This window comes from Chryseobacterium sp. Leaf180, assembly GCF_001424585.1.
GTDB lineage: Bacteria > Bacteroidota > Bacteroidia > Flavobacteriales > Weeksellaceae > Chryseobacterium.
In genome coordinates this window covers 1-12,057 of record NZ_LMPJ01000010.1, presented here as the reverse complement: position 1 = coordinate 12,057, position 12,057 = coordinate 1, and the positions used below count along the sequence as shown (strand labels likewise).

The following is a 12,057-nucleotide window of genomic DNA, read 5'->3' as shown; positions in this document are numbered from 1 at the left end:
ATGATGAAAAAAAAATCTTTTATCTTTTTCCTTGTTATGGTCAGCAATTTTGCGTATCCGCAGATTCAAACCAGTGTATCACTTGACCGTTGGAAAAACAAAAGAGGTACATTTGTTTTGTGGTACGGAACAGGTGGTAAAGCAAGCGAGTATGCGGCATTTACTGTGAAATTTGACGATTCTTATCAGGAATTTCAGGTGGCTCAGGAGTTAAAAAAGAAAGCTTACAAATCTTCAAAATACATCACCTACGAATTTCTTGAAAATTATGATTGCAACCAGACTTACGGCTATCTGGCAAGATCCCTGAACATGAATTTACGGGATGTGAAAGATCTGCGAAACGGAAACTGTGCAGACGTGAATTACAGTTTTGTAAAGAGCGCTGAAGACGGTCCCGTTTTCACTCCGGAGAATAAAACTAAAATGTCGCCATACGTAGAACAGGAAGAAAAATTACTCATCGCACAGGGTTGGAAGAAAATTTATGAAGACTATCAAACTGCGGCATGCGCTGCTGAAATTAGATTTTTGTCTGGTCATTCCTACACGGCTATTGGAGCAGTGACTTCCAACAAACCGGGGATATTTCCGATGTTGGCAGCTTATAACGGTGATAACCGGTTGGGTGGCATCAGAAAAAATATCGAAAATAATTTTACCACTCTCGGGGTTTATAATTTAAAAGAGGATATATCGGTTTTAAAGGGAACTTACCTTATAGATGCTTCCGGCGAACCTGTTTCCGGTGCCTGTCTGCTTGTTTTTGAAAAGCCTTTTGATTTTAAAAGAAGTTTCTACAATCTTCTTGAAGCACGGAATGCAGGATTTAAAGACTACAGGGGAATGAAAGGCAATATCACAGAAAACAATGAGCAGATTTATTACAGCAACGATACATTGGGTTATCAGGAAGCCAAAATTCTGGAATCCAGCGCCAATCATGAATATATTATCGTTTTAGATTTTGACAATCCGAAAACACTGCGATTTTTAGACAATCTTGATTTGGTGATGAAAGAACTTCCTGCACTAGGTTTTACCAGTAAAGATTATAAAAATGATGCTGGCGGAGACGTTATAGAATTCAAAAAAAATGGTGAAGATGTGATGATGCTCGCAAGCTATCCTGCCAAAAACACGCCTTACTTCTATATTTTTAAGAAGAAATAAAATCAGAAAATATTTAAATTAAATAAAACTAAACGGTCATGATTGAAAAACTCTTTACCATAGCAATAATTGCCTGCTCTTTTACACTGGCACGGGCACAAAAAACCAGTACAGCAACTTCAAAACAATCGAAAGCAAGCATTACTTCAGATGCAAAACTTGCCATTTCTGAAAGAGAAAAAGCTTTACTTGGAGATGGATGGACGAAGGTATATGAAAGCTACAAAGCCGAACCGGTCGCTGTGGAAGTCAGTTTCAAAACAGGGTTTTCATACACTGCGCTGGGTGCGGTAAAAGCTAAAGAGAGCAAAGGTCAGAATGCTATGCTCATTATCAAAGATGGCAGCAGTACTTATGCAGGATCGCAGGGAAAAGTGTCTGATAACTATGCCATATTGGAAACAGACGACTTTCAGCCATCATCGGGAGTGACAAAAGCTACGGTAGGTGTAGGTTTAAGTGAAGGTTCTGTGGCAGACGCCGGATTGGTTATCTTCGAAAAAACAATTGACTTTAAAAGAGATTTTTACCGCTTACTGGATGAGAGAGCTACCGGTTTTAAAAATTTAAAAGGAACCGTCAGCGGAAAAAATGATTCTGGCTTTATGACCTACAACGGAACGATTGGATTAGGATATTTTAAAAATAAAATCAACGAAACTGCTGATGCCTACGAATATGTTTTGGAAATGGACATGACTGACCCCGAGACGATGACTTTTCTGAATAATCTAATCCCTGTACTGCAGGAGCTTCCTGCAAAAGGCTATACGCCGTCTGAATATAAAAACAAAATAGGAAATGACGTTACGAAGTTCACTAAAGACGGCGAAGATGCAATGATGCTGATCAGCAATATGAACGCCAATACCCTGTATTTTGAGATAGCTAAGAAGAAGAAGTAACGGACTGATTTTTAAGCTTTTAAGTGAAATTTAAAAATGTAAATGATGAAAAAATATTTCTTAATGCCGTTCTTGTTGATTCAGCTCACTATTTTCGGACAGGCAAACATTATTCTTCCTGATGCAGCTAACCGAAGAGATCATCCCGTAGAATTGCGGGCTGCATTGTGGGACATCAATGACGGTTATAAAAACCGTGTCAAACCTCAGGACAGGAATTTTAAAGATCCAGAATTCAAAAAAATAAAGTACAGCCCCGGGCAGTTGGATAGAATAATCTATTTATTGAAGAATGATATTGTTCCTTCTGGTCTGAAAAAAGGCAGTCAGGAACAGAACAGAGCACTGATGCCATATTATAAAAGTTATTGGGTTGGAAATCTGAAAATAGACGGCAATTTTTACTGTGTTGTTTACATTCCCAAAAAAGAAAATTTGCACATGCCTGCTGAATATATTCCTGAAACTGATGAAGGAACTTTCGTAAGCGTGTATGTAAATGTTGCGAAATTTTCAGGTATTAAACTTGCAGGGACGAAACCACCATCACCAGAAGCTTTGGCGAAAGCTCAAAATGGGAATGTCACTTTTTCCTATGCCAATCTAAGCCGCTGGAATAAAACGGAAGGTATGGTCATTTTTTGGCTCGGAACTTCAGAATCAGTCACCTCTTACAAAGCGTATCCGGTAAAATTTGGGAATAACATTTCACAAGAAGCTGTTGTTCAGAATTTAAAGTCAAAATATATCTCAGACAGCGGTTACGTGGGATATTCTTTTAATCAGGGGTCAAAATGCAGTGATTTATACAGTGATATTGCCAGAAAAATGAAAGTCAGTCTTGAGAGTGCCAGGGATTTGCGTTTGGGAACCTGTTCAGATAATGTTATAAATTTTTGAGTGATGAAAAGTTTGGTTTTTTTTCTTCTCGCGTTGTGTATTTCATTTCATTTTTTATCCGCACAATGTTTAAGTGGAAACTGCAAAGACGGTATTGGAAAATCTGATTTGGGATATGCGGTATATGAAGGAAGTTTTAAAAATGGAAAACCTCACGGAAACGGCATAATTGACTATGGTAGCGACAGATACAGCGGAGAATTTGCCGATGGTTCAGAACATGGAAAAGGCATACTGACCCATAAAAACGGTAAGGCCGAAAATGTAGAATACAGCTTTGGAAATCTGGTAAGAAAAGCTGTGCCCAACTACGTGGGTGGAGTTCCCGTGGAAGGCTGTAAAAAAGGCGACTGCAAAAATGGAAGCGGAGAAATTTTTTTCCCAAGCGGTAACCGATATGCTGGCAATTTCCAGGGCGGAATGATGCACGGCAACGGAACATTTTATTTTGCAGGAGGCAATATTTTTGAAGGTGAAATTAAAGAAAACGTAATTTATAAAGGTAAATTTTCCTACCATCCCGAAGAGATTGATTTTGTGGGCTATTTTAATCAGGAAGGCACACCGAAAACGGGTCTGTACAATCATCACGACACAGGCGCGACAGTCAAAATACAGGATAATGCAATTACGGAAGTTCACAATCCCGCAGTCGAAGCTCAATTGGAAGCTCAGCAAAAAGCTGCAAATGTGAAACGTGTAAAATGCCCCGTTTGCAGTGGCAAAGGAATTACCGGCAGCAAAGTCAGCTATTCTTACACCACAGCGGGAACTTACACAGTGAGTGAATTCGGGCAGGGCAGGATAAATTTGACTAATCCTACTACAACTACATCAACCGGAAGAACGTTTTATGACGTCTGCAGCCGGTGCAAAGGCACTGGGGAAGTAGCGGAATAAATGTATCTCAGTAAAACAGGCGCATTCTGTCATCGAAAAGATTTTTCTTTAATTTTCAGTCGTTTCTTACAGCAGAATTATTTTCTGATCCTACTTTATTTTCTGCAACGTTTTTGAAAGCATCATAATGATTTATTTTTAGAGCTGAAATAGTAAAATGAAAGAATGAATTTTTCAGAAAAGAATTATATTCGCTAAAATCTAAACTCTACAAGATGCTGCGTATTTTTCTGATCTTTTCTTTATTGATTTCAACGTGCTTTTCCGCCCAGACAAAACTGCATTTAATTCCTTATCCGCAAAAAGTGGAGTTTCAAAAAGGAGAATTTGTTATTCCGGCATTATTTAATTTAAGTAATAATCTTCCTGTAAAAGAGACAGAATATTTAAAAAATAAATTAAAAATAAAATTCAGTAACGCAAAAAATTCGGATGCACATTTGTTGTATTCAAAATTATCAGATCAGTCAAAACTCAATAACGAGGCGTATTCAATTGAAATTACTTCTAAACAGATTCACATAAAATCCTATACAGATCAAGGTTACTTTCTAGCCATTCAAACTTTAATTCAGTTATTCGAACAATATAAAGATTTGGGTAAAATTCCCGCATTGAAAATTGAAGATGAACCCAAATTTGCATGGCGAGGAATGCATTTAGACGTTTGCCGTCATTTCTTCACTGTCGAAGAAGTAAAAAAATACATCGATTATCTGGCAATGTATAAATTGAATACTTTTCATTGGCATTTAACCGACGATCAGGGTTGGAGAATCGAAATTAAAAAATATCCAAAACTCACTCAAATCGGTTCAAAACGAAAAGAATCCATGATTGGAGCTTACGTTGACAATACTTTTGACGGAAAACCTTACGGGCCGTATTTTTATACTCAAGAGCAGATTAAAGATGTTGTAAAATACGCTCAGGAAAGACACATCACCGTCGTTCCTGAAATCGAAATGCCTGGTCATGCTTTAGCTGCACTTTCTGCTTATCCTGAACTGGCCTGTACTAAAGGGCCTTTTGAAGCGGCAACGAAATGGGGCGTTTTTGATGATGTTTTTTGCCCGAAAGACGAAACGTTTACTTTTTTGGAAAATGTTCTGGATGAAGTTATTCAGCTTTTCCCCTCGCAGTACATTCACATTGGTGGCGACGAATGTCCGAAAACAAGATGGAAAGAATGTGCCCACTGTCAGGCTTTAATAAAGAAAAACAATCTGAAAGACGAACACGGTTTACAAAGTTATTTCATTCAGAGAATTGAAAAATACGTAAACTCAAAAGGCAGGAAAATTATCGGCTGGGATGAGATTTTGGAAGGCGGACTGGCACCAAATGCCGCAGTAATGAGCTGGACGGGAATTAAAGGTGGAATTGAAGCCGCAAAAACCAATCATTTTGCCGTAATGACTCCGGGAGCATATTGTTATTTCGACCATTATCAGGGCGATCCGCAGACAGAACCGAATGCTTTCGGAGGTTTTACACCTTTGGAAAAAGTGTATTCATACAATCCGATTCCTGCGGAGTTGAATTCTGAACAGTCGAAATATATTCTGGGAGTGCAGGCAAATTTATGGACGGAATATATTCTGGATTTCAAACAGGTTCAGTACATGATCTTCCCAAGATTATTTGCACTTTCAGAAGTGGGTTGGGGAACTTCAAAACCGGATAATTACAAGGAATTTGAAAACAGGGTGGTGGAGCATTTTAAAATTTTAGATAAAATGAACATCAACTATGCAAAAAGTATTTACAACATTTCAGGAAAGGTAATTCCTGATAGCAAAGGTGTTTCGTATGAACTTTCAACTTCACAAAATCCAAGCGGAATTAAATTTACGACAGATGGAAGCGAGCCAACATCAAATTCTTCAACCTACCAAAATCCGATTCCGGTTTCAAAAGCGATGACCATTAAATCTGCTTATTTTGAAAATGATGAATTAAAATCAGCGGTTTCTTCTCAGAATTTTTCTACCTCAAAAACGACCGGAAAAAAAATCACTTTGGAAAATCAGCCGAGCGAAAATTATTCTTTTGGTGGTGCTTTTACGCTGGTTGACGGAATTATTGGAAATGTTAAACAACTGGGAAAAACTTGGCTTGGTTTTCAGGGGAAAGATGTTGTGGCAACGATTGATTTAAGTGAAAAAATCAGTTTTTCAGAAGTTTATTTTAACACCTTAGACAATAAAGGAAGCTGGATTCATCTGGCAAAATCAGCGACAGTTTCTGTTTCTGATAACGGTAAAAATTTTGAGACTGTTAAAGAAATCAGCAAAGAGGAAATTCTTTCAGCAAAAGGAAGAATCAGTATCAGAGTTGGAAACCAGAGTGCGAAATTTATTAAAATTAAAATAGAAAATGCAGGAATTATTCCTGCAGGAAATCCTGGCACAGATTCAAAAGCGTGGCTTTTTGTCGACGAAATAGGAGCGAATTGATTCAAGATTTAAAATTTAATACTCAAAATTAACCTTAACCTAAGCCTCAACCTAAAGATATGAATTCAAGAAGAAAATTTTTAAAAACTACTGGAATATTATCATCTGCATTATTGCTGAATCCTTTAGATTTAATTGCAAAAGAATTTCCAGAAAGCGAAAGTACGATGGTAAACAAACCAATTGTTCTTTCAACCTGGGATTTTGGTTTAAAGGCCAACGAAGAAGCGTGGAAAATTTTAGGAAAAGGCGGAAGAGCTTTGGATGCGGTAGAAAAAGGAGTCCGACTGGTTGAAAATGACCCCAACGAAAGAAGCGTTGGCTATGGTGGCCGCCCCGACAGAGACGGAAGAGTAACCCTGGATGCCTGTATTATGGATGAAAATTACAACATCGGTTCGGTGGCATGTCTTGAAAATATTAAAAACCCAATTTCTGTGGCTAGAGCAGTAATGGAAAAGACGCCTCACGTCATGTTGGTGGGCGATGGAGCTTTACAATTTGCCGTTTCTCAAGGTTTTAAAAAAGAAAACATTCTCACCGCAGAATCCGAAAAAGAATGGAAAGAATGGCTGAAAGACAGCAAATACGAACCTATCGTCAACATCGAGAATCACGACACGATTGGAATGATCGCACTGGATGCTCAGGGAAATCTTTCCGGAGCATGCACTACCAGCGGAATGGCTTTCAAAATGCACGGCAGAGTAGGTGATTCCCCAATCATCGGAGCTGGCTTATTTGTTGATAACGAGATCGGCGCAGCAACGGCGACCGGCCATGGCGAAGAAGTTATAAGAACAGTCGGAACTCATCTTGTGGTGGAATTGATGCGACAGGGGAGAAATCCTCAGCAGGCCTGTAAAGAAGCGGTTGAAAGAATCGTAAACATTACGAAGCGAAGAAATAAAAATCTAAGAGATATTCAGGTGGGCTTCATTGCCATCAACAAAAAAGGGGAATATGGCTCATACTGCATTCAGGATGGATTTAATTTTGCAGTTTACGACCAGAAAGGAAACCGTCTTGAGAAACCTGAATTTGCTTTAAAATAAATTTAACTTTTATACTCCGTTATTCAAACTCCCAATCTCAAATCTAAATCAGACTATGTTCTTAGAAATCGCCAGTTTTGATATCACTTCCGCCGAAATTGCGTTAAATTCTATCGCAGACCGCCTCGAATTTTGTGCTGACGTCACGACGGGCGGCGTCACTCCAGACATTACCGAACTGCAATATTTGAAAGAAAAATATGAAAAGCCTATTCATGTAATGATTCGGCCGGTCGGCGGTAATTTTCTCTATACAAATTCTGAATTTTTGAGAATGCAAAAAGACATTATCCGGTTTTCTGATGCGGGTGCTGATGGTTTTGTTTTTGGGATTTTAAATGAAAAACAGGAAGTTGACGAGGAAAAAAACAGAATCTTGGTTGGGCTGGCGATGGGAAAACCGTGTGTTTTTCACCGCGCGATAGACAGAACTCCTGATATTTTTGAAGCAACCGAAAAAATTATCGAGTTGGGTTTTAAAGAAATCCTGACTTCCGGTGGAAAAAATTCTGCTGTGGAAGGCAAGGAAAATTTAAAAAAGATGGTTGCTGATTATTCTGATGATATAAAAATTCTCATCGGCGGCGGCGTCCGTTCTAATAATATTTCGGAGTTGAAAAATATGACGAATGGAAAATACTTTCATTCTTCAGCTATTTTGCCCTATGAAAGTTTCGCAAGCGCAGAAGAAATCAAAAGACTGAAACTTATTAACTGAATTTAGCTTTGAAATATTACCCATACCTTTTTTTCCTTCTTTTATTTGCCAAAGGCTTTTCGCAAACATCCGAACGAAATTTATCCGAAGAAAACTGGCAGTTTAAAAACAGCAAAGAAAACACCTGGCTTTCAGCTAAAGTCCCGGGAATGGTGCATCTGGATTTGTTGGCAAATAAAGTAATTCAGGATCCTTTTAAAGATGAAAACGAAAAAAAAGTGCAGTGGGTAGAAAGTGAAGACTGGGATTATCAGACGGTTTTTAAAGTTTCAGCTAGAGAATTACAAAATCAAAATTGCGAATTGGTTTTTCACGGATTGGACACGTTTTCTGAAATTTATTTAAACGGAAAATTGCTGAAGAAGACAGACAACATGTTCAGAACATGGAACATACCGGTGAAAAATGATTTGAAAGTTGGAAATAATACATTGCAGATAAAATTTAAATCTTCCGTTAATATTGGAAAAGATTTAGCCAAAAAAGTTCCGTTTACCATGCCGGAATCTCCGAGAAGTTTTGTTCGGAAAGCACAATACCAGTTCGGTTGGGATTGGGGACCAAGATTAGTGACCGCAGGAATATGGAAAGATGTAAAACTCAATTTCTGGAATCTTGCGAAACTTCAAAACGTAAAAATCGAGCAGAAAAGTGTAACAAATCAAAAAGCAGAACTCATTATTCATGCAGAAATTTTTGCCGAACAAAATGGGAAATACAGTTTTTTAATCAGTAATGAAGTAAATAATATTTCTTTAAAGCAAGGTTTAAATAAAATCTCAATTCCTTATCAGATCTTAAATCCAAAACTTTGGCAACCGAACGGATGGGGAAAAGCAATGACTTATCTATTAAAATTTTCTCTGAAAAAAGATGCTCAAATTATTGATAAAAAAGATGAGACAATTGGATTAAGAACCATCGAATTAATTCAGGACTTAGACAAAAAAGGAAAATCCTTCTACTTTAAAGTCAATGGAAATCCAATGTATGCAAAAGGAACCAACTGGATTCCGTCTGACAGTTTTACACCCAGAATTACAAAAGAAAAATATCAAAAACTCATCAAAGACTGCAAAGATGCCAACATGAATATGATTCGTGTTTGGGGCGGTGGAATTTACGAGGACGACGAATTTTACAAAGCCTGCGACGAAAATGGGATTTTGGTTTGGCAGGATTTTATGTTTGCCGGAAGTTTTTATCCGTCAGATGAAGATTTCTTGAATAATGTGAAAGAAGAAGTCAAAGATCAGGTTAGCCGACTTCAAAATCACCCGTCAATTGCTTTATGGTGCGGAAATAATGAAATCGATGAAGCTATCGTCAACTGGGGTTATCAGAAGCAGTTCAAATATTCAAAAGAAGATTCTCTGCAGGTCTGGAAAGATTACAGAAAGGTTTTCCACGAAGTTATTCCAAATGCTTTGAAGGAAAATTTAACCTCAGAAAAAAATATCTATTGGCCGACGTCACCATCGATAGGTTGGGGACATAAAGAAAGTTTAACCGAAGGCGATTCTCATTACTGGGGCGTTTGGTGGGGCGAATTTCCTTTTGAAATTTACAGCGAAAAAGTTCCGCGATTTGCTTCTGAATATGGTTTTCAGGGAATGCCAAGTCTGGAAGCGGTGAAGTCGATGTTTTCAACAAATCCGGATTTAAATTTAGAGAATCCCACGGTTAAAGCACACGAAAAAAACGCTCGTGGATTTGATATCATAAAAAAATACATGGAGCGCGATTATGTGGTTCCGACGGATTTTGTAAAATATAATTACGTTTCACAACTTCTTCAGGCGCGCGGAATGAAAATCGCGATCGAAGCACACCGCAGGGAAAAACCTGACAATATGGGAACGCTTTACTGGCAGCTGAACGATTGCTGGCCGGTGATTTCCTGGTCGTCGATTGACTATTTGGGAAACTGGAAGGCGCTGCATTATCAGGTGAAGAGAAGTTTTGAAAATAAGGTGATATTAGCAGAGGAAAAGAGTGAAACGCTCAATTTCTACGCTGTGAATGACGCTTTAGAAAAATTTGAAAATATCTCTTTGGAAGTTCAGACTATGGATTTTTCGGGAAAAATATTAATAAAAAAAGAATTGCAGCCTGCAGGAAAAGATTTAAAAGATATTTTAAAGTTTGAAAGTTTGAAAACTTCCGAACTCTTCGCCAATTATGACAAAAATAAAATATTTTTGAAATTATCGTTGAAAGACGTGAACAGCAAGATTATAGCAGAAAACATTTACTTTTTCTCAAAACCAAAAGATCTGAAACTTACAAAGCCACGGATTTCTGTAAAGAAAATCTCTCCAAATGAAATCGAAATTTCAACCGATGTTTTGGCGAAAGACGTTTATTTAATGGGACAGACGCATTTCAGCGATAATTTTTATGATCTTTTACCAAATACTAAGCGCATAATCCGTTTATCAGCACCAGTTTCAGACATCAAAATTCTGTCACTTTGGGATACGTTGAATAATTGATTTTTCTTTCGGGCAGACAATTCCCGCTTTGCGCTGTATCTTTTGGCTTTGTCGGCTCCGCTTCGCTTTGCCGCCTCGCTTCGCCGCCTCGCCAAAAGGATGCCGCTACAATCGGGGCTGCAACTTTCGCGCGATTTTGAATTCGATTTTTATAGTTGGTCTAATTAAGACCAGAACGACAGTTGCGTTCCTCCAGATCGATTTCCGCCGAAAGTAAATTGTTTTTCAATTGTGAATTGTCCTATTGAAGGATCATATTTTCGCAGTGCGATTTGCCCTATTTCACATTCGAATGTTACGTCGCTAAAATTGTCTGCAGCACTTTTAAGCTGCTGTTCAGAAAGTTTTCTTCCCAATGAAATATGAGGTGTGCATATATCACTTTTCTCTGTCTTAATACGCTTTCTGACAGCCTTAGTGATATCATGAATTTTAGATTCGACATCTGTGGCTGGTAAATAGACTGCACATTTTGAATAACTGGAGCAACTTAAACTGTCAAAAAGTGCATTCAATTTTTCTTGGCTTTTTACAAAAGTATTTAATCTCTGTATTAAATAATTGATTTCTTCTGGCGTTGCCGAAAATTCTGCGATCGTAATATGTGCTATTGAGTTTGAACTTGCAAAGGAACCTATTAGTTGCCGAAGATTGATTTTCTGCGCATTTAGCAATTGTATAGTTTTTCTGTCTAGATAAAATATGACTGAATATAGTGCTTTCATAATTTAGAAAACGTAGTTGAGTTGGAATTTATTGTTTTGATTTGATGAAATCAAAACCGCGTTATTTATAAGTAATTATCCAATGATAAAAATTTTCGCTTTTGTAATCAACAGTTTAAGGGTGGTTTTAGAAAATATCTTTTCTGTTGTTTGGATTGAGGGCTTAAAGATTCTTACTTTTGCCGCACTGAAAAACGGATGAGAGTTTGTTGATCAGGTAAAAGCGCAGGAGCGGTTTCCGATAGGGGGAGCTGATTAGANCAGAATTTCACCGTCTGTGATAATCAGTTTCTTTTTCCTGAGATCAAATACTCCGGTTATATAAATTTTTCTTTCGGGAAGTCAGGTGTTTAGGTCTGGGATTAAAAAAACATTGTAGATAAGTTGGAATTACAGCTTAAAGATTCTTACTTTTGCCGCACTGAAAAACGGATGAGAGTTTGTTGATCAGGTAAAAGCGCAGGAGCGGTTTCCGATAGGGGGAGCTGATTAGATTTTAGGAAAAAGCACTTAATTAAACACTTTTGAGGTTGAGATTTTAGGGATGTAGTTTTAGAAAAAATAAAAATATTTTTTCTTGGATTATGTTGGTTAAAGTTKTTATCTTTGCAGTCCGGCAAAACCGGGAAGCGCAGGAGGAGTTTATTTAGGGATTGGATGTTTTGGGTATGGATTTGCTTTCATTGATGAAGGGAAATTTTTTCAGAAAAACATTTGGTAGTTTAGG

At 37.7% G+C, this 12,057-nt stretch carries 9 protein-coding genes; 8 read left to right on the top strand and 1 reads right to left on the bottom strand.

Annotated features, from left to right (window positions below; all coding sequences use genetic code 11):
* The 8 genes from ASG01_RS11155 to ASG01_RS11120 all read left to right on the top strand — a co-directional run bounded on the left by ASG01_RS11155 (position 1) and on the right by ASG01_RS11120 (position 10,605).
* Positions 1-1,173, top strand: coding sequence for a hypothetical protein (locus tag ASG01_RS11155; protein WP_055863651.1), 1,173 nt, complete (start codon positions 1-3; stop codon positions 1,171-1,173).
* Between the two features lie 38 nt (positions 1,174-1,211).
* Positions 1,212-2,078: a hypothetical protein gene (locus ASG01_RS11150; RefSeq protein ID WP_055863650.1), complete on the top strand. Its 867-nt coding sequence runs from the start codon at positions 1,212-1,214 to the stop codon at positions 2,076-2,078.
* Positions 2,079-2,123: 45 nt separating this feature from the next.
* Entirely contained in the window at positions 2,124-2,978 is an 855-nt protein-coding gene (locus ASG01_RS11145) for a hypothetical protein (RefSeq protein WP_157844198.1), read from the top strand.
* Positions 2,979-2,981: 3 nt separating this feature from the next.
* Complete coding sequence (locus ASG01_RS11140; RefSeq protein ID WP_055863646.1) at positions 2,982-3,878, top strand: hypothetical protein; 897 nt, start codon at positions 2,982-2,984, stop codon at positions 3,876-3,878.
* Positions 3,879-4,093: 215 nt separating this feature from the next.
* Positions 4,094-6,337 carry a beta-N-acetylhexosaminidase gene (locus tag ASG01_RS11135; protein ID WP_055863644.1) on the top strand — a complete coding sequence of 748 codons (2,244 nt, stop codon included), beginning with the start codon at positions 4,094-4,096 and terminating at the stop codon, positions 6,335-6,337.
* 59 nt (positions 6,338-6,396) lie between these two features.
* A complete protein-coding gene (locus ASG01_RS11130) occupies positions 6,397-7,392 on the top strand; it encodes an isoaspartyl peptidase/L-asparaginase family protein (protein WP_055863641.1) in 996 nt (331 codons plus the stop codon).
* 55 nt (positions 7,393-7,447) lie between these two features.
* Positions 7,448-8,110 carry a copper homeostasis protein CutC gene (locus ASG01_RS11125; RefSeq protein WP_055863639.1) on the top strand — a complete coding sequence of 221 codons (663 nt, stop codon included), beginning with the start codon at positions 7,448-7,450 and terminating at the stop codon, positions 8,108-8,110.
* Positions 8,111-8,118: 8 nt separating this feature from the next.
* Entirely contained in the window at positions 8,119-10,605 is a 2,487-nt protein-coding gene (locus tag ASG01_RS11120; protein WP_055863637.1) for a beta-mannosidase, read from the top strand.
* Positions 10,606-10,769: 164 nt separating this feature from the next.
* Here ASG01_RS11120 and ASG01_RS11115 read toward each other — a convergent pair whose 3' ends face one another.
* Entirely contained in the window at positions 10,770-11,330 is a 561-nt protein-coding gene (locus ASG01_RS11115; RefSeq protein WP_055863635.1) for a 2'-5' RNA ligase family protein, read from the bottom strand.
* Positions 11,331-12,057 lie beyond the last annotated feature (727 nt).